This window comes from Streptomyces sp. CT34 (assembly GCF_000805335.1).
Classification (GTDB): Bacteria; Actinomycetota; Actinomycetes; order Streptomycetales; family Streptomycetaceae; genus Streptomyces.
Window position 1 is genome coordinate 6,536,768 of the sequence record NZ_KN708638.1, and the last position, 18,437, is coordinate 6,555,204.

Genomic DNA, 18,437 nt, shown 5'->3' on the forward strand with positions numbered 1-18,437 from the left:
GAACACCTCTGGGACTCCCCGCCGTTCGAGCCCACGGACATCGAGGGCGGCATCCGCGCCCGCGGTATCGCCGACGACAAGGCCAACGTGATGGTCCACATCGGCGCGCTGCGCGCCTTCGGCGGCCGGCCGCCCGTCGGCCTCAAGATCGTCATCGAGGGCCAGGAGGAGTACGGCAGCGCCTTCGACGGCTACCCGCCCACCGACCCGGACCTCTTCGCCTGCGACGCGGTGATCATCGCCGACACCGGCAGCATCCGGCCCGGCACCCCCACCCTCACCACCGCCCTGCGCGGCGCCGCCGAGGTCTTCATCGAGGCCCGCACCCTCGGCGCCGCCGTCCACAGCGGCGAGTACGGCGGCGCCGCCCCCGATGCCCTGCTCGTCCTCGTCAAGGCCCTCGCCACCCTCCACGACGTCCACGGCGACGTCGCCGTCGAGGGCCTGCGCCGCGAACCCTGGTCCGGCACCGACCTCACCGACGACGAGTTCCGCGAGCTGGCCGGCGTCCCCCGAGACATCCCCCTCATCGGCTCCGGCGGCCTCGGCGAACGCCTCTGGACCGGCCCGGCGATCACCGTCATCGGCCTGGACGCCCCGCCCGTCGACCGCGCCGCCTCCGCCGTCGTCCCGCACGCCCGCGCCAAGCTCAACCTCCGCGTGCACCCCCGGCAGGACCCCGAGGAGGCGCAGGCCGCGCTCGTCCGTCATCTGCGCAGCCTGCGCCCCTTCGGCATCCCGCTCGCCGTCACCCCGGGCGACACCGGCCCCGGCTACGAGGCCGCCACCGGCGGCCCCGCCTACCGCGCCGCCCGCACCGCGCTGCGCCGCGCCTGGGGCGCCGACCCCGTGCACGCCGCGTCCGGCGGCTCCATCCCCCTGGTCAACGGCCTGGCCAAGGCGGCACCGGGCGCCGAGATCCTGCTCTTCGGTGCCGAGGACAACCTCTGCAACCTCCACGGCCCCAACGAACGCGTCCTGCTGTCGGAACTCCGCGCCGCCCTCCTCGCCGAGGCCGCCTTCTTCACCGAGTACGCCGCCACGCACCGCGCCGGCGCCGCCGGATGACGCCGGACCGACCTGACGAAGCGTCGGACGACGCATCAACGGAGCAACCGCCGGGCACCGGCCGCCGCTTCACCTTCCCCAGCGCCCTCACCGTCCTCGTCCTCGTCACCCTCGCAGTCTGGGCGCTGGCCTTCGTCCTGCCCGCCGGCACCTACACCCGCACCCCCGCCGGCCGCCCGGTCCAGGGCTCCTACCACCGCCACCCCTCCGGCCAGACCTTCGCCGACCGCCTCACCGACCTCTTTCTCTCTCCCGTCAACGGCCTCTACGGCATCAAGGACGCCAAGACCGGAGTGGTCGGCCCCGACCTGGCCGGCGAACTCTACGGAAGCGCCGGTGTCTTCCTCTTCGTCCTCGCCATCGGCGCCTTCATCACCGTCGTCTTCGCCACCGGCGCGCTGGACCGCGGCATCGGCCGCCTCGCCCACCGCCTCCGCGACCGCGGCGCGCTCCTGATCGCCGGCGTGATGGCGGTCTTCTCCCTCCTCGGCACGGTCGAGGGCTTCGCCGAGGAGACCCTCGGCTTCTACGGCCTGATCGTCCCGCTGATGCTCGCCCTCGGCTTCGACCGCCTGGTCGCCACCGGCGCCATCATCCTCGGCGCCGGCATCGGCGTGCTGTGCTCCACCGTCAACCCCTTCGCCACCGGAGTCGCCTCGTCCGCCGCCGAGATCTCCCTCGGCGACGGCATCGCGCTGCGGGTGGCGATGTGGCTGGTGCTGACCACGGTCACCATCGGCTACGTCATCCGCTACGCCCGCCGGGTACGCGCCGATCCCGATCGCTCGCTGTGCGGCTTCCTCCCCGGCGACCGCGACCACGCGCAGACCGCCGAGGAGGCGGTGGCGCCCCCGCCGCTGACCGGCCTGCACAAGGCGGTCCTGGTCACCGTCACCCTCCTCTTCGCCTTCATGATCTTCTCGGTCATCCCGTGGTCGGGCGCCGTCACCGGCCGCGCCGACGTACCCCCGTACACCTTCGAACTCGACTGGTCCTTCCCTCAGTTGGCCGCGATGTTCCTGGTGGGCGCGGTCCTGGTCGGCATCGTCGCCCGGATGCCCGAGCAGCGGCTGAGCGCCACCTTCGTCCAGGGCGCCGCGGACTTCATCTCGCCCGCCCTGGTCATCGTCCTCGCCCGCGGCGTCACCGTCGTCATGAACAACGCCAAGGTCACCGACACCGTCCTGCACTCCATCGAGGGCGTGGTCTCCGGCACCCCCGCGGCCCTCTTCGGCGTCATCGTCTTCATCGTCAACCTCCCCCTGGCCTTCCTGATCCCCTCCACCTCGGGCCACGCCACCCTCGCGATGCCGATCCTCGCCCCGCTCGCCGACTTCGCCGGCGTCACCCGCGCCGTGGTCGTCACCGCCTGGCAGGCCGCCAGCGGCTGGATGAACCTCTGGGTCCCCACCACCGCCGTCATCATGGGCGGCATCTCCCTCGCCAAGATCGGCTACGACAGATACCTCCGCTTCGCCGCCCCCCTCCTCGCCCTCCTCTTCGTCCTCGTCTGCGCCTTCGTGGCCTTGGGGGCGGCGGTGACGTGAGGGGGCGGACGGCATGACCAAGGGCCGGTACGTACCGCGGTGCTGCGGTGCGTACCGGCCCTTCGGGCTGTGTGGCGGGTGCGGGGTGAGGCCTCGGATCAGCCCAGCAGTTCGTATGCGGGCAGGGTGAGGAAGTCGGCGTAGTCGGCGTCCAGGGAGACCTTCAGAAGGAGGTCGTGGGCCTGCTGCCACTTGCCGGCGGTGACGGCCTCGTCGCCCAACTCGGCGCGGATCGCGGCGAGTTCGTCGGCGGCGATGCGGCGGACGAGGTCGGCGGTCGCCTTGGTGCCGGCGTGCTCGCCGTCCTGGAAGACGACGCCGGCGTCGACCCACTGCCAGATCTGGGAGCGGGAGATCTCGGCGGTGGCGGCGTCCTCCATCAGGCCGAAGATGGCGACGGCGCCGAGCCCGCGCAGCCACGCCTCGATGTAGCGGGTGCCGACCCGGACGGCGTCGACCAGGCCCTGGTAGGTGGGCCGGGCGTCCAGGGAATCGATGGCGATGAGGTCCGCGGCGGCGACCGAGACGTCCTCGCGGAGGCGGTCCTTCTGGTGGGGCTTGTCGCCGAGGACCGCGTCGAAGGAGGCGCGGGCGACCGGCACCAGGTCGGGGTGGGCGACCCAGGAGCCGTCGAAGCCGTCGCCGGCCTCCCGGTCCTTGTCGTTCTTGACCTTGGCGAGGGCCTTCTCGTTGGCCTCGGGGTCGCGGCGGTTGGGGATGAAGGCCGCCATGCCGCCGATGGCGTGGGCGCCGCGCTTGTGGCAGGTGCGCACCAGCAGTTCGGTGTAGGCGCGCATGAACGGGGCGGTCATGGTGACCGCGTTGCGGTCGGGGAGGACGAACCTGGCGCCGCCGTCGCGGAAGTTCTTGACGATGGAGAAGAGGTAGTCCCAGCGGCCGGCGTTCAGGCCCGAGGCGTGGTCGCGCAGCTCGTAGAGGATCTCCTCCATCTCGTACGCGGCGGTGATGGTCTCGATCAGGACGGTGGCGCGGATGGTGCCCTGCGGGATGCCGACGTAGTCCTGGGCGAAGACGAAGATCTCGTTCCAGAGGCGGGCCTCCAGGTACGACTCGGTCTTCGGCAGGTAGAAGTAGGGGCCCTTGCCGAGGTCCAGCAGGCGCTGTGCGTTGTGGAAGAAGTAGAGGCCGAAGTCGACCAGCGCGCCGGGGACCGGGCGGCCCTCGAACTGGAGGTGCCGCTCCTCCAGGTGCCAGCCGCGGGGCCGCATCACGACGGTGGCGAGCTCCTCGGCCGGCTTGAGCGCGTACGACTTGCCGGTGCCGGCGTCGGTGAAGTCGATCCGGTGCTCGTAGGCGTCGATCAGGTTGAGCTGGCCGGTGACGACGTTCTCCCAGGTGGGGGCGGACGCGTCCTCGAAGTCGGCGAGCCAGACCTTGGCGCCGGAGTTGAGCGCGTTGATGGTCATCTTGCGGTCGGTGGGGCCGGTGATCTCGACCCGGCGGTCGTTGAGGGCGGCGGGTGCCGGGGCGACCCGCCAGCTGTCGTCGGCGCGGATGTGCGCGGTCTCCGGGAGGAAGTCCAGCGTGCTGGTCCGGGCGATTTCGGCGCGGCGCTCGGCGCGGCGGGCGAGCAGCTCGTCGCGGCGGGGGGTGAACCGCCGGTGCAGCTCGGCGACGAAGGCGAGTGCGGCCTCGGTGAGGACTTCGCCCTGCCGTTCCGGGGTGTGCGCGGGGTCGACTTCGACGATGGCCAGCGGGGACGGCGCTGGTGCGGACATGAGCTGTCACTCCATTCAGCGGCGGTGCCTGGCGGCCGCCGGGGCGCCAGAGGCGGCACGGGGTGCCGCGGGCTCCGGGATACGGTCGCGGGCGCCGTTCGGGTTCAGGGCGCTTCTGACCAGTGGAGACTAGTTTCCTTATCGCGGAACTTCAATGGTTTGTTGATATCGAGATTCTCCGGGTCGACAGAAGTCGAGATCGAATGGCTCTCGGTGCCACGGCGGTCACGCTCCATGACCGCGGCTGCGGGGCGGGTCCGCAGGTCACGCGGGCCGCTCCGGTCCGCGGGCGGGGCCGCCGCGCCCGCGCTGTGGCATCCGCCACTTCTCGCGCCGCCCGCTATTCGAGCCGCCGCAGATCCTCCGGCGTGTCGATGTCGTACGCCTCGGCCACGTCCCCGCACTCGACGAGCGTGACCGCGGCGGCGTGCCGCCGGAGATAGGCCCGCGCGCCGCGATCGCCCTCCGCGCTCGCCGCGATGTCCGCCCATCGCGCGGCACCGAACAGCACCGGATGCCCCCGCCTGCCCCCGTACGCCGCCGCGGCCAGCGAGTCCCGCCCCTCGTACGCGGCCACCACCCGGGCCACCGCCGCGGCCCCGATGCCCGGCTGGTCGACCAGCGACACCACGACCGCGTCCGCCCCCGAACCGCCCAGCGCGGCCAGGCCCACCCGGAGCGAGGAGCCCATGCCCTGCGCCCAGTCCGGGTTCAACGAGATCCCGTACCCCGCCAGATCGGCCCGCTCGCGGACCGCGTCGGCGGCTGCGCCGAGCACGATGTGCACCGGGTCGCAGCCGCCGTCCCGCAGCACCCCCGCGGCATGCTCGACCAGCGGGCGTCCCCGGTGGTCGAGCAGTGCCTTGGGCCGTCCCCCCAGCCGCCGCCCGCCGCCCGCGGCGAGCAGCAGCCCGGCCACCTTCCCCTCGGGCCGTCCGGCCCACGCCGTCCCCCCGGTGCGGTCGCTCTCCCCTGTGTGTGCCATGGGAACTGCTTACCTCATGGCACGGCACGGCGCCGCACGGCCGGGGTCAGGCCGCGTCCCCCGACGCCCGCGGGCGCGGAATCCTCGGTCGCAGCCGGTCCCGGAGCTGCTGCGTCCGCTCGTCCACCCGCCGGCGTTCGCTCACGTAGCGGTGTATGTGCTCCTCGGTGATCTCCGACGCGTCGGCGAGGCCGTACGCGTAGCAGATGAGCTCCACGACGCTGACGGGCCGGGAGTTCGGGCCGTTCTCGGGGCCTGGGTTGGGCTCCATGGCGTTCTCCGATCCAGTGATATGCCGGATATTTCCCGGAAGGGAGAATGCTCCATCCCGTCGGGCCGTACGCGTGGTACCGGATACGCCCACGCCAACGGGTGCCCGGGGGAACGCACGTGCTGACGCATGATCAGGCCGGGCGCCGGCCATGCGCGCGCGGCGTGCGCGGGGGCGCAGTCGCGCAGCCGCGCGGAGAGGTCGGCGGGCGGTCAAACCGTCGCCGCGAACGGGCACTTCGGGCAGGCACCTGATCACCCATCAGCTCTCGGGCCTGGATGTCACGGTGTGGCCCGCGACCGGACAGGTGCTGCCCCGGTGCGGGTCTGCGCCCGCCGTGCCGACCGGGGCGGGCCCGCCGCATCGGTCGGTCCGCGGGGCACTTCCGGGGACGTGGTGGTGAACGGCGCGTGGGGTCGTCCGGGATCTTCCGGCCGCCGGGTCCGGGTATGACCCGACGCGGTGCCCTCCGCAGCGGGGTTCCTGAGCGCGGGTGATCGGTTTTTTTCGCTCTCCGTATGGCGCGGTCGGCGCAGAGTGGCGTTAACTGTCCGGCATTGCGGAACGGCAACGGCCTTGGAGGGCGCCGTCGTTGTGGAACAGCTGCGCGGGGACAGGCGAGTGACCGGGGCCGGCGGCGACCCGCGGGTCCAGGAGCTGAGGGTGGCGGTGGCCCGGCTGCGTCGTCAACTGGCCGTGCTGCCCGCGGAGTTACCGGACCGTGCGGCTGCCGACGACGAGCTGGCCGCACTGGACGCGATGATGCGCCACGGGATGCCGGAGGTGCCGCGGTTACGCCGCTCGCTGCTGCTGATCGCCGGGGCGGTCGGGTCGGTCAGCGCGCTGTCGCCCGCGCTGTCCGAGGTCCGCGAACGGATCGACCGGTTCGGCCAGCTGCCGAGGGGGCGGTGAATCCAGGCAGCCGGCCGCCCCGCCGGCCGCCCCCGTTACGCCGGCGTCTGGTTGGCGAGCGCCACCGACAGCTGTGCCGCGACGTCCTGGAGGACCGGCACGATCTTGTCCGTGGACGCCTCCGTCACCCGGCCCGTCGGGCCCGAGATCGAGATGGCCGCCGAGGTGGGGGAGTTGGGCACCGGGACCGCGAAGCAGCGGACGCCGATCTCCTGCTCGTTGTCGTCGACCGCGTAGCCGAGCCGGCGGACCTCGGCGAGCGCCTCGAGGAAGCGGTCCGGGTCGGTGATGGTCTTCTCGGTCGCGGCCGGCATGCCGGTACGCCCGAGCAGCGCGCGGACCTCCTCCGGCGGGTGGTTGGCCAGCAGGGCCTTGCCGACGCCGGTGGAGTGCGGCAGCACCCGGCGGCCGACCTCGGTGAACATGCGGACCGCGTGCCGGGACGGGACCTGGGCCACGTAGACGATCTCGTCGCCGTCGAGCAGCGCCATGTTGGCGGTCTCGCCGGTCTCCTCCACCAGGCGGGCCAGGAACGGGCGCGCCCAGGTGCCCAGCAGCCGCGAGGCGCTCTCGCCGAGCCGGATCAGGCGCGGGCCGAGGGCGTACCGGCGGTTGGGCTGCTGGCGGACGTAGCCGCAGGCGACGAGCGTGCGCATCAGGCGGTGGATGGTGGGGAGCGGCAGTCCGCTGCTGGTGGAGAGCTCGCTCAGCCCGACCTCGCCCCCCGCGTCGGCCATCCGCTCCAGAAGGTCGAAGGCGCGCTCAAGGGACTGGACGCCGCCGCTGGCGCCTGCGGGCTTGGCTTCGGCGGCGGAGGTGCTGGCGCTGGACGGCGGCACGTCGCGTTCCTTTCGGGGCGGGTCTGATCGGTCTCGGCTCTGGTGCTTGCGGGCGCCGGGCCCGACCGGAGCAGCCTACCGGTCACACCGCGCAGGCACACGGCCTATCGCGCAGTCGTTCCCGCCGGTCAGGGCCTGTATGTCCCAAGGTGCCACCTCCTTGCGCAGATCTCTCCACGGTGCCAGTGGCCAGAGCTCCGTTCTGCTACGCGAAATCTACTGTCCATTCTGTGGAATCCTCCAAATGGCTGGAGCGTCATGCGCATCCTTGCCATGACTGCCTCGATCCGTGACTGCCCGCCCAGCGCGCTGGCCGCCCTGGACGCGCCCTTCGGCGGGTGGTCATGGCGGGCTTCGGCGAGCCGCCCGCCCGCGACTTCGCCCACCTCGCGCCGACGTACCCGGACTTCAAGCGCGGCGGCATGATCACCGCGGTGCCGGCCGTCGTGGTCCCGCCCTGGAGGCTGTACTCCTCGGCGCTGGTGATCCAGTACTTCCTGGGGGTGCCGGGGTCTTCCCCGGCCCGCTGGTGGCGATCCTGCCCGTCGACTACGACCTGGTGCGGCGCGGCCGGATCGATGTCGACGCACTCTTTTCGGCCGATGTCGAGGGGCGTATCACCACCGGCGGGGCTACCGCCCGAAGGCCGTGATCGCCTTCCTGCCGGCCGCCGCGGTCGCCGCCGCGCCGGCGCTGATACCGGCCTTCGGAGCCGTTGTGCCGTTCTCCCGGATTTTCGGGATGGCGCTCTCGGGGCTGCTCCACGTCCTGGTCTCCGGCTGCTCCCGGGTCGCCGCGGGCGCCGGCCCGATCCCGCAGGAGATCATCCCGTCGCAGGTCAGGGCCGGGGTCAGGGAGGGGCGGAGCTGTCGGGAGGGACCGGCGCCGGGGCGGCTCCCGCGGTGGTGGAGGGGTCTTGACGGGCCGGGGTCCGGTGTGAAGACTCATTCAACAGACTGTTGAATTCTGCCTGCCGGCCGGCGGGTCCGTCCCGGGGTGCGTGCCGGGGCCCCACGGCCCCGGCGGGCGAGCCCGCCCGGCCGCCGGCCCGTGGCCATGGAAGAGAACCATACGAGGAGGTACTGGGTGTCCGAAACAGTGCTGGTGCTGCGCTCCACGCGCGTCGTCACCCCTGAGGGGACCCGCCCCGCGACGGTCACCGTCGAGGACGGGAAGATCGCGGCCGTCCTGCCGCACGACGCCGAGGCCCCGGCCGGAGCACGGGTCGAGGACTTCGGCGACGATGTCCTGCTTCCCGGCCTCGTGGACACCCACGTACACGTCAACGACCCCGGCCGCACCGAGTGGGAGGGCTTCTGGACCGCCACCCGCGCCGCCGCGGCCGGCGGCATCACCACGCTCGTGGACATGCCGCTCAACAGCCTCCCGCCGACCACCACCACCGCCCACCTCGACACCAAGCGCGCGGTCGCCCGCGGCAAGGCCCATATCGACGTCGGCTTCTGGGGCGGCGCCATCCCGGGCAACGTCAAGGACCTGCGCCCGCTGCACGAGGCGGGGGTGTTCGGCTTCAAGTGCTTCCTGTCGCCGTCCGGCGTCGAGGAGTTCCCCGAGGTCGACCAGGAGCAACTGGCCGCCGCGCTCGGCGAGATCGCCGGCTTCGACGGACTGCTGATCGTGCACGCCGAGGACCCCGGCCACCTGGCGGCGGCCCCCGAGGCGCACGGCCCCAAGTACGCCGACTTCCTCGCCTCCCGCCCCCGGGTCTCCGAGAACGACGCCATCGCCGGGCTGATCGCCCTCGCCAAGCTGCTCGACGCCCGGGTGCACGTCCTGCACCTGTCCTCCGGTGACGCGCTGCCGCTGATCGCCGCCGCCAAGGCCGAGGGCGTGCGGATCACCGTCGAGTCCTGCCCGCACTTCCTGACCCTGACCGCCGAGGAAATTCCGGACGGCGCAACGGAGTTCAAGTGCTGCCCGCCGATCCGCGAGGCCGGCAACCAGGACGCGCTGTGGGCCGGCCTGGCCGACGGCACCATCGACTGCATCGTCTCCGACCACTCGCCCTCCACCGCCGACCTCAAGTCCGGTGACTTCGGCACCGCCTGGGGCGGCATCTCCTCCCTCCAGCTCGGCCTGCCCGCCATCTGGACCGCCGCCCGTGAGCGCGGCCACACCCTGGACGACGTGGTCCGCTGGATGTCCACCGCCCCGGCGGCACTGGTCGGCCTCCACCGGAAGGGCGCCATCGAGCCCGGCCGGGACGCCGACTTCGCGGTCCTGGCCCCCGACGAGACCTTCACCGTCGACCCGCAGGCCCTCCAGCACCGCAACAAGATCACCGCCTACGCGGGCCGTACCCTCCACGGCGTCGTCCGGTCCACCTGGCTGCGCGGCCGGCGGATCAACGACGGCACCACCCTCGCCGAACCCACCGGTGAGCTCCTCGAAAGGCCGCGCGCATGACCACCGGCGAGATACCCCGCTACACCGGCGACGCCGCCCCCTACGCAGGCGGCGACCCGTACGCCGACTACCGCACCCCGGGCCCGGACGGCTTCGCCTTCACCCACCTCCCCGACCTCGCCGACCGGCGGCTCGGCGCCGGCGTGCTCGCCGCCAACGACGAGTTCTTCGCCGAACGGGAGAACCTCCTGACACCGGGGGCCGCCCACTTCGACCCCGAGGCGTTCGGCCACAAGGGCAAGATCATGGACGGCTGGGAGACCCGGCGGCGCCGCGGCACCGACGGGGACCACCCCTTCCCGGCCGAGGAGGACCACGACTGGGCGCTGATCCGGCTCGGCGCGCCCGGCGTGATCCACGGCATCGTCGTCGACACCGCCCACTTCCGCGGCAACTACCCGCAGTCCGTGAGCATCGAGGGCACCTGCGCCGACGGCTCCCCGTCACCGGCCGAACTCCTCGCCGACGACGTCAAGTGGACCCCGCTCGTCCCGCGCACCGCCATCGGCGGGCACGCCGCCAACGGCTTCGCGGTGGACGCCGCCCAGCGCTTCACCCACCTCCGGCTCAACCAGCACCCCGACGGCGGCATCGCCCGGCTCCGGGTGCACGGCGAGGTCGTCCCGGCGCCCCGCTGGCTGGCCGCGCTGGGCACCTTCGACCTCGCCGCGCTGGAGAACGGCGGCCAGGTCGAGGACGCCTCGGATCGCTTCTACTCCTCGCCCACCAACACCATCCAGCCGGGCCGCTCCCGAAAGATGGACGACGGCTGGGAGACCCGGCGGCGCCGCGGCTGCGGCCACGACTGGGTCCGCTACCGCCTCACCGGCCAGTCCGTGATCCGCGCCGTGGAGATCGACACCGGCTACCTCAAGGGCAACTCGGCCGGCTGGGCGGCCCTGTCCGGCCGCGACGGCGAGAGCGGCGACTGGGTCGAACTGCTGCCGCGCACCCGGCTCCAGCCCGACACCGTCCACCGCTTCCTGCTGCACGACGCGCCCGCGGTGACCCACGTACGGATCGACATCTTCCCCGACGGCGGGATCGCCCGGCTCCGGCTGCACGGCTCCCTCACGCCCGAGGGGGCCGCGCGCCTGGAGTCCCGGCACCGGGAACTGGGCGGCTGACACACCCGGCGGGCGGGCACTCCTGACGGCCGGTCAGGGGCGCCCGCCCACCCGCTCACCGGGCCCGGAGCGCCGCCGGTGCGGCTCCGGACCGCGGAGAACGGGTCAGTCGTCGACCGAGTTCCAGAACATCACCTCGTACGCCTGGAGCAGGCGCCCGTAGCGGTGCGCCGCCGCCGGCCGCGCCTGGCCGGTGTCGATGCCGTGCTGCACCGCCGCGCGGGCCCGGGAAGCCAGCTCCGGCGAGGGCTCGGCGAACAGCGCGAAGAACCCGCGGGCCGCCTCGGGAAAGTCGTAGTGCTCCCGCATCGCGGTGTGCACCGTCGCGCAATAACCGCTCCAGGCCGCGAAGTTGGCGGTGATCGCGATGGCGGCGTCGGCCGGCTCGGCGCTCAGCGCGAGGCGCGCCGCGTAGGACGGGTACGCCTGGCAGCCGGGGCGCGGCTGGTACGCGACGAGGTCCCGGCCGGTCAGCCCGCAGGCGTCCGCCAGCGCGGCCAGCTGCTCCAGGGCCAGCGCCTCCCCATAAGCGAGCAGGTCGAAGAAGTCGGCCATCGGCGGATCACCGTCCGCCCGGCGCGCCAGATGCTGGAAACTGATCCGGTCGGCGCCGATGATCTGGTGCTGCTCCAGGGCGAAGGTGGTGAACACCGAGCGCGGCGCCTCGCCGGTGGCGATCCGGCGCACGAGCCGGTTGGCGTCCGGGTCCGGGGCGAGCGCGCGCACCGCGTCGTCGAGGACGGCGGTGGCGCTCGGCCGGGGGGCGGCGGGTCGGGCCATGCGGATCTCCTCCGGTGGGCGCGCAGCGGGTGGCCGGGGCCTCAGATTAGGGCCCGGCCACCCCTCCGGCACGGAGCACGCCCGCCCAGGTCAGCGCGGAATCACCTCATCGCCGCCCGCCCGGCCGCCCGTTCCGCCCGGCCGCCGGACCGGTCAGCGGGACCGCGTAGCCCGGGACGCGCCGTGCCCGCCCAGCGCGTGCCCGACGAAGGTGTCCAGCACCCCGTCGCCGACCACCACCGGGATCCGCTTCCCCTTCATGTCGACATAGACGTACGACTTCGCGGTCCTGACCAACTCCGGGATCCGCTGCCGCAGTTGCCGGGCCCGGGCGGTGTCGCCCGAGCGGTCCGCCTCGATCAGCCGGAGCGCGTCGCGGGCCGCGATCCCCCAGGCGCGGGTGGCGTCCAGCCACGGCTTGCTCTCCCGGACGAACGCCCGGGAGTCGAGCCGGTCGCGCAGCACCGCCGGCGCGTTCTGGAGGCGGCGCAGTACCGCGTCCAGCCGCCCGGCCCGGCCGTCCTTCCCGAACCGGGCGATGGCGGCGGCCAGTTCGGGCGCCTGACGCGGATTGATGGCCGAGGTGTAGTTGACGTCCGCGAAGGCGCGCAGCGCGCTCTCCGTACGGGCGTCGCCGCCGGCCAGCTCCCGGATCGCACCCCGCCAGGACGCCCGCGCGTCGTACGCCCGGTCGTTCCACACGTAGTCGGCCACGGTGTACAGCGCGAGGTCGGACGCGGCGGGCTGGATCATCGGATTCGCGGTGATCCCGGCCAGCTGTCCCGGCACCCCCGGCGCCCGCCCGTTGAACGGCCCGAGCATCAGCCGCTTGCTCACGTAGTCGTTGACCGGGTAGTTGTCCCACAGCAGGATCCGGTGCCCGAAGAGCTCCCGGGCCTGCCGCGCCTGCCCGACGCCGATCGTCGGCGCGATGACGCCCACGCCCGTCCACTCCACCAGCACGTTCCGGTCCAGCCGGGTGGCCAGCGCCTTCTTGTACGGCGAGGGCTTCAGGTCGGCGTACTCGGTCGGCACCATCTGGAGCGGCTGCGCTCCCGGATGCCGGGCGATGAACTCCCGGTTGACCCGGTTCAGCAGCTGCGCCTGCGCCGCCCCGGCCGCCCCGCCGCCGGTCCCGAACCTCGCCTTGTCGGCGGCGCAGTTCCACTTGGTGTAGCTGATGTCGTCCAGCGGCACCGCGAAGGTCCGCACGCCGATGTCCCACAGCGTGCCGAACTTGGCGGTCAGCGCCTTGACGTCGGCGGCCGAGCTGTAGCAGACGGACAGGCCGGGGGAGAGCGCGTAGGTGAACTCCACATGCCGTGCTCGCGCCCGGTCCACCAGCTCCCGCAGCCGCGCCAACCGGTCGGCGGGGTAGGGATCGCGCCACTTCTCCCGGAGGTAGGCGTCGTCCTTGGGGGAGTAGACGTAGATGTTCATCTTGTGCTCGGCGGAGAAGTCGAGCTGGTCGAGGCGCGCCTGATGGGACCACGGGGTCCCGTAGAAGCCCTCGATCACACCGCGCAGCGGGGTGGCCGGCCAGTCCCGTACGGCGGTGCCGCGCACCCGGGCGCCGGGCCGGTCGCGGTGCGGCAGCAGCTGACGGAGCGTCTGGGCGGCGTAGTACGTGCCGGTGGCGTCCCGGCCGGCCAGCGCGATCCGGCCGGCGCCGACGGCCAGCGCGTACCCGTCGGCCGGCAGTCCGCCGGTGCCGCGCGCGCCCAGCTCCCGCAGCGCCCGGGCCGCGCCCGCCCCGTCCACGTAGACGGTCAGCCGCCCGCCCTCGGGCGGCGCCTGCCCGGCCCGTACGACCTGCCGGGCGCCGGCGTCCCGCAGCGTCTTCGTGACCAGTGCCAGCGCCGGGGCGTCGGTCCCCGGTCCGGCGACGACGGTCACGGACCGGGTGATGGTGATGTGGTCGGTGCGGTCGTGAACGGACCGCGGGGTGGGGGAGACGGCATCGGCGCTCCCGGGGCTGTCCCGGGCGTCGGTGCCGCGGGCCGGAGCGGCGCCCGACGGCCCCGACATGCCCGCCAGGGGGATCACGGCGAGGGCCACGGCGAAGGCGGTGGCAACCGCGGTGCGCGTACGGTGCATCCTTCGGTCCTCCTCGGTGCAGCGAGGTCAGGGGACGAGTCTGGTGCGTGCGTCGCGCCGGGGCGCGTTACCGGTCGCGCGTCGTGCGCGGTGGCAGCAGGGTCACCCGATCGCCGGGCCGGGGCAAGGGGGCGTACTCCGTGCAGTGGGCGCGTCCCGCCCCGGCTGACTCCACGTCACCGGCCGGCCGCTAGCGCGACTTGGCGATGATGACCAGCAGGCTCAGGAAGGCCAGCAGCACATGGGTGGCGACGACGTAGACGAAGACCCGCACGTACAGCCCGCGCGGCGGCTTGTTCTCGACGTACCGCGCGGGGGCGGGCTCGGGAGACGAGGGGGCGGGGGAAGCGGGGGTGGGGTTTTCGGGCACGGCGAACGGGCCTTCCCTTCCGGAACGGTGAATGGCGGACGGTGCGGGCTCAGACCCCGCGGTGTGGTGACGCCCCGTCGCCCAGGCACAGCCCGGCGGCGCCGCTCTGCAGCAGCGTGTGCACGAACAGCAGCTCCACGCCGCCGCGGTCCGCCGCGGCGATCCGGTGCGGGGTCAGCGAGTCGAAGTGCGCGGCGTCGCCCGGATCCAGCACATGCGCCGCCTCGCCGAGGGTCAGCCGCAGCCGGCCCGAGAGGACGTAGAGCCACTCCTCGCCGGGGTGCACCCGCACCAGCTCGCGCTGCGCCCGGTATGGCACCCGGACCCGCAGCGACTGCATCGCCCGCCCGGCGCCGCCGACCGTCCAGTACGTCCAGCCGCCGGCCTCCGACGGCTCGCTGCGCCCGGCCCGCACGATGGGGTCGCGCTCGGGCGCGGTCTCGCCGAGCAGGTCGGATACCGTGGTGCCGTACGTACGGGCCAGCGCCAGCAGCATCGGCAGCGACGGCTGCCGTTGACCGGTCTCCAGCCGGGACAGGTGCGCCGGCGACAGGCCCACCCGCCGGGCCGCGGCCTCCAGTGTCAGGCCGCCGCGTCGTCGCAGGTCGCGCAGCCGGGGAGCGACGGTGGCGAACTCCTCCGGAGCGGTGCCGGAGGGCTCGTCGGGGAGCTCGGTCATGGCTCCGGTATAGCCAGCCCTCACCTCACAGGCAAAAGATTTGCCTGTGAGGCAAAGACCGCAATGACCGTTCGCGGGGCCCGCGGCCCGTTATTCGGCGTCCTGCGGGTACCAGCGGAGTTCGACGGTGTTGCCGTCGGGGTCGGACACATAGATCGACTGCGCCTCGCCCCGCGCCCCGTAGCGGCCGACCGGGCCCTCCAGCACCGTGAAGCGGCCCGAGTCGATGACCTGCTGCCAGTCCAGCGGGTCGACGACCAGACAGATGTGGTCCACGTTGGACCCGCCGCGGGGGCCGGTGATCAGGTCGATGATGGTGGACGGGCTCACCCGCGCCGAGGGGAACGGGGCCTTGCCGGCCCGCCATTCGTCCACCCGGACCGGCTCCAGACCGAGCAGTCCGCAGTAGAAGTCCAGTGAGCGCTCGATGTCCTCCACGGTGAGCACGAGGTGGTCGAAGTCCTTGACGCGCATGGGGTGTCCCTCCAGGGGAGTGTCGGTGAAGCGGAACCGGTGATCCGTCAAGGGGACCACGCGGGCGGCGCAGGGGAACAAATGGGGTGTCCTCGGAGTGTCCCTGTGAACTCCCGGGAAACTTCGGGGCCTTGGGATTGACAGGGGCATGTCTACGCGCGTCATGGTGTACGGCATGAGAATCCCCCCACGGATCACGAAGATCGGCGCCGCGGGCGCCCTCGCATCGGCCCTGCTCGTCGGCGGGACCGCGGTCGCCGCGACGCCCGCCGTCGCCACGACCCATGTGGCCACGGCCCACGTCAGGACCGTCCACGCCAACGACGTCGGCAAGGTCTGCTATTCCCAGCTCCCCTCCCAGGCCCACGACACCCTCAAGCTGATCGACCAGGGCGGCCCCTTCCCGTACCCGAAGGACGGGACGGTCTTCACCAACGCCGAAGGCGTCCTCCCGGCCCAGAGCGCGGACTACTACCACGAGTACACCGTCGTCACTCCGGGCTCGCCCACCCGCGGCGCCCGGCGCATCGTGACCGGCGAGAAGCAGCAGGAGGACTACTACACCGCCGACCACTACAAGACCTTCAACCTCGTCGACCGCGGCTGCTGAGATGCGGCAGCGGTAGCTGACCGACCGTCCACCCGGCGGCCGGGGTGCACCCGCACCCCGGCCGCCGTTGTGCTCCCCCGGACTTACGGGCCTCACCGGCCACTTCTCCCTCTCCTTCGCCCATTCTCGGCAGAAGGGGCGCACAGGGGCGCACCCCGAGGGAGGATTGTCAGTGGTTGCCGGTAGCGTTTCGGTGGATACGAGGAGTGGGCGGGCATCGGCGGCATACGGGCCAGTAGCGGTCAGCCGGCGCGGCGCGCCCCGGGAAGTACTGGGTCTGCCGTGAGCCGCGTCATAGCGGCAGCGAGCGTCGGAGAAGAAGGAAGGGCGGCGAACTGCCGTGTATCGCTGGGAGATCACCCGGGCCGCACTGGCGCAGCGCGTTTTCGCCATCGTCCGCAGCACCACGTACGACGAAGCGAGTGCCACCGCCGACACTCTGCTGTCGGCCGGCATCACGAGCCTGGAGATATCCCTCACCACCCCGTTCGCCCTGGAGGCGGTGACCACCCTCACCCGCGAGCTGGGCGACGACGCCGTCATCGGCGCCGGTACGGTCCTTGACGCGGTGTCGGCCCGGATGGCGGTGGACGCGGGCGCCCGCTTCCTGGTCTCGCCGAGCCTGGACGCCGAGGTCATCCGCACCGCCCACCGCTACGGCGTCCCGGTCTTCGCCGGGGTCTCGACGCCGAGCGAGATCGTGCGGGGCCTGGAACTGGGCGCGGACGCGCTCAAGCTCTTCCCGGCCACCGGGCGCCACCCGTCCTGGATCAGCGATGTCCGCGCCGCCCTGCCGCAGGCGCCGTTGCTGCCGACCGGCGGAGTGACGCCGGAGACCGCACCGGAGTGGATCGCCGCGGGCGCCGCCGCGGTGGGGATGGGCTCGGCCCTGTCGGAGGGGGACCGCGAGACCGTCGCCAAGCGCGCCGCGGACCTTCTGATACGGCTCGCCGACGCGGTGCCGGAACAGCCGGGTGGCGAGGGGACGATGGACCTCTACGGGGACTGACCGGGGGCGGGCCGGGGGATGGGCCGAGGTCGAACCGGGGGAGCGGAACGGGGAGTTGCGGGCCGGTGCCGTCCCACGGGCCGGGCGAGGGGTTCACCCGGCGCAGCGGCTCTGCCACCCTGAGCGCTCCGCTTACTGATCAGGAGTCAGCCCACCATGAAGCGCGCCGCCCTGCTCCCCGCCCTCGCCGGTCTGCTCGCCCTCACCGCCGCCGCCCCGGCGGCCTCGTACGCCACCCCCGCCCCGAGCCCGGGGGCCGCGCCGACCGCCGGGGCGACGGCGGCGCGGGAGCCGGCAGCCGACCGGCCCGACCGGCGCCCGGCCGACCTGCTGGACGCCGTCCCGCGCCGCCATGTGCTGCGCGTCTGCACCACCGGCGACTACCGCCCCTTCAGCTACCGCGACCCGAAGACCGGTGCCTACCGCGGTGTGGACATCTCCATGGCCCGGGACCTCGCCAAGAGCCTGGACGCCACGCCCCGTTACGTCCCCACCACGTGGGCGAAGCTCGTCGGCGACCTCGCGGCCGGCCGCTGCGACATCGGCATGGGCGGCGTCTCCATCACCCTCGCGCGGGCCCGCGCGGTGTACTTCAGCGAGCCGACCCGTGCCGACGGCAAGACGCCCCTCGTGCGCTGCGCGGACCAGGACCGGTACCGCACCCTGGCGCAGATCGACCGGCCCGGGACACGGGTCATCGTCAACCCCGGCGGCACCAACGAGCAGTTCGCCCGGGCGCACCTCAAGAAGGCCACCATCACGGTCCATCCGGACAACACCACGATCTTCGACGAGATCGTCGCCGGCCGGGCGGACGTGATGATGACCGACGCCAGTGAGACCCGCTACCAGGCGAGGATCCACCCCGAGCTGTGTGCCGTCCACCCGGACCGGCCCTTCACCTTCTCCGAGAAGGCGTACGCGCTGCCCCGCGGCGACGACGTGTTCCTGGCGTATGTGAACCAGTGGGTCCACCTGGCCACCCACGACGGCACGTACCGGAAGTACGAGAGCGCGTGGCTGGGGAAGTGACGGGCAGTCAGTTATCGGTGTCGGTATCGGAGTCAGAGTCGGTGTCCGTGCCGGACGGACCGGCGGGCCGGTGCCCCAGGACGTTGATCACCCGGCCGTTCGGGTCCACCGCGAAGAAGCGGCGGACGCCCCACTCCTCGTCCTGGAGGGGATGCACGATCCGCGCGCCGGAGGCCACCACCGCGGCGTACACCGCGTCCACGTCCGTCACCTCGATGCTCAGGTCGGGGGCGACCGGTGCGGTTTCGTCGCGGGTCATGAAGGTGAGCTGCGCGGTGGGGTGGGTGGGCGAGGCGAGGGTCATCACCCAGCCGTGGTTCATCACCTCCTCGAAGCCCAGCAGGCCGTAGAAAGCGCGGTTCTCGGCCAGCGCGTCGGCCTCGCCGCCGGGGGCGAGGTGGATATCGGGGACGACACGGCGTACGGACACGGGAGCTCCTCGGAGACGGGGTGCCGGGCGGCGGGCCGGAC

Annotated in this window: 18 protein-coding genes and 1 pseudogene; 8 read left to right on the forward strand and 11 right to left on the reverse strand. The window is 73.1% G+C overall.

The window, feature by feature from the left end:
- Positions 1-1,068: M20/M25/M40 family metallo-hydrolase (locus tag RZ84_RS28480; RefSeq protein ID WP_241777895.1), on the forward strand; the 1,068-nt coding region annotated here is incomplete at its 5' end.
- Positions 1,065-2,615 (forward strand): YfcC family protein, encoded by a 1,551-nt coding sequence (locus tag RZ84_RS28485; RefSeq protein WP_043266983.1) that lies wholly within the window; start codon positions 1,065-1,067, stop codon positions 2,613-2,615. The genes RZ84_RS28480 and RZ84_RS28485, both read left to right, overlap by 4 nt.
- Positions 2,616-2,713: 98 nt before the next feature.
- Here RZ84_RS28485 and aceB read toward each other — a convergent pair whose 3' ends face one another.
- The 3 genes from aceB to RZ84_RS28500 all read right to left on the reverse strand — a co-directional run bounded on the left by aceB (position 2,714) and on the right by RZ84_RS28500 (position 5,610).
- Complete coding sequence (gene aceB / locus RZ84_RS28490; protein WP_043266985.1) at positions 2,714-4,354, reverse strand: malate synthase A; 1,641 nt, start codon at positions 4,352-4,354, stop codon at positions 2,714-2,716.
- 340 nt (positions 4,355-4,694) lie between these two features.
- The gene (locus RZ84_RS28495) at positions 4,695-5,273 is read right to left on the reverse strand and encodes a nucleotidyltransferase family protein (RefSeq protein ID WP_043271063.1); all 579 of its coding nucleotides are present in this window, start codon (positions 5,271-5,273) and stop codon (positions 4,695-4,697) included.
- A 112-nt stretch (positions 5,274-5,385) separates the two neighbouring features.
- Positions 5,386-5,610 (reverse strand): hypothetical protein, encoded by a 225-nt coding sequence (locus tag RZ84_RS28500; RefSeq protein ID WP_043266987.1) that lies wholly within the window; start codon positions 5,608-5,610, stop codon positions 5,386-5,388.
- Between the two features lie 621 nt (positions 5,611-6,231).
- Between RZ84_RS28500 and RZ84_RS28505 the strand changes: the two genes are divergently transcribed.
- Positions 6,232-6,522, forward strand: a complete 291-nt coding sequence (locus RZ84_RS28505) for a DUF5955 family protein (RefSeq protein WP_078894289.1) — start codon at positions 6,232-6,234, stop codon at positions 6,520-6,522.
- 35 nt (positions 6,523-6,557) lie between these two features.
- Here the strand turns inward: RZ84_RS28505 and RZ84_RS28510 are convergent, their stop codons facing one another.
- Positions 6,558-7,361, reverse strand: a complete 804-nt coding sequence (locus tag RZ84_RS28510) for an IclR family transcriptional regulator (protein WP_043266989.1) — start codon at positions 7,359-7,361, stop codon at positions 6,558-6,560.
- A 632-nt stretch (positions 7,362-7,993) separates the two neighbouring features.
- Positions 7,994-8,188 carry a hypothetical protein gene (locus RZ84_RS39230; protein WP_157878920.1) on the reverse strand — a complete coding sequence of 65 codons (195 nt, stop codon included), beginning with the start codon at positions 8,186-8,188 and terminating at the stop codon, positions 7,994-7,996.
- 229 nt (positions 8,189-8,417) lie between these two features.
- Between RZ84_RS39230 and allB the strand changes: the two genes are divergently transcribed.
- Complete coding sequence (gene allB, locus RZ84_RS28520) at positions 8,418-9,788, forward strand: allantoinase AllB (RefSeq protein ID WP_107068179.1); 1,371 nt, start codon at positions 8,418-8,420, stop codon at positions 9,786-9,788.
- Positions 9,785-10,915, forward strand: coding sequence for an allantoicase (gene alc, locus RZ84_RS28525; protein WP_043266995.1), 1,131 nt, complete (start codon positions 9,785-9,787; stop codon positions 10,913-10,915). The genes allB and alc overlap by 4 nt, the downstream gene beginning before the upstream one ends.
- A gap of 105 nt (positions 10,916-11,020) precedes the next feature.
- On the opposite strand, the gene RZ84_RS28530 is transcribed toward alc, so the two are convergent.
- The 5 genes and pseudogenes from RZ84_RS28530 to RZ84_RS28550 all read right to left on the reverse strand — a co-directional run bounded on the left by RZ84_RS28530 (position 11,021) and on the right by RZ84_RS28550 (position 15,315).
- On the reverse strand, positions 11,021-11,695 hold the full coding sequence (locus RZ84_RS28530; protein ID WP_043266997.1) for a thiaminase II/PqqC family protein: 675 nt from the start codon (positions 11,693-11,695) through the stop codon (positions 11,021-11,023).
- Between the two features lie 204 nt (positions 11,696-11,899).
- A pseudogene (locus RZ84_RS28535) lies at positions 11,900-13,792 on the reverse strand (beta-N-acetylglucosaminidase domain-containing protein); the annotation flags it as partial.
- 190 nt (positions 13,793-13,982) lie between these two features.
- The gene (locus RZ84_RS28540; RefSeq protein ID WP_198540064.1) at positions 13,983-14,162 is read right to left on the reverse strand and encodes a DUF6126 family protein; all 180 of its coding nucleotides are present in this window, start codon (positions 14,160-14,162) and stop codon (positions 13,983-13,985) included.
- 49 nt (positions 14,163-14,211) lie between these two features.
- The gene (locus RZ84_RS28545) at positions 14,212-14,841 is read right to left on the reverse strand and encodes a helix-turn-helix domain-containing protein (RefSeq protein WP_043267003.1); all 630 of its coding nucleotides are present in this window, start codon (positions 14,839-14,841) and stop codon (positions 14,212-14,214) included.
- A gap of 90 nt (positions 14,842-14,931) precedes the next feature.
- Complete coding sequence (locus tag RZ84_RS28550; RefSeq protein WP_043271067.1) at positions 14,932-15,315, reverse strand: VOC family protein; 384 nt, start codon at positions 15,313-15,315, stop codon at positions 14,932-14,934.
- Positions 15,316-15,490: 175 nt separating this feature from the next.
- Between RZ84_RS28550 and RZ84_RS28555 the strand changes: the two genes are divergently transcribed.
- The 3 genes from RZ84_RS28555 (at position 15,491) to RZ84_RS28565 (ending at position 17,966) form a co-directional block, all read left to right on the forward strand.
- Positions 15,491-15,925 (forward strand): guanyl-specific ribonuclease, encoded by a 435-nt coding sequence (locus tag RZ84_RS28555; protein ID WP_043271069.1) that lies wholly within the window; start codon positions 15,491-15,493, stop codon positions 15,923-15,925.
- A gap of 340 nt (positions 15,926-16,265) precedes the next feature.
- Complete coding sequence (locus tag RZ84_RS28560) at positions 16,266-16,934, forward strand: bifunctional 4-hydroxy-2-oxoglutarate aldolase/2-dehydro-3-deoxy-phosphogluconate aldolase (RefSeq protein ID WP_043267005.1); 669 nt, start codon at positions 16,266-16,268, stop codon at positions 16,932-16,934.
- Positions 16,935-17,090: 156 nt separating this feature from the next.
- Complete coding sequence (locus RZ84_RS28565; RefSeq protein WP_043267008.1) at positions 17,091-17,966, forward strand: transporter substrate-binding domain-containing protein; 876 nt, start codon at positions 17,091-17,093, stop codon at positions 17,964-17,966.
- 7 nt (positions 17,967-17,973) lie between these two features.
- Here RZ84_RS28565 and RZ84_RS28570 read toward each other — a convergent pair whose 3' ends face one another.
- On the reverse strand, positions 17,974-18,396 hold the full coding sequence (locus RZ84_RS28570; protein WP_043267010.1) for a VOC family protein: 423 nt from the start codon (positions 18,394-18,396) through the stop codon (positions 17,974-17,976).
- Positions 18,397-18,437: the final 41 nt, after the last annotated feature.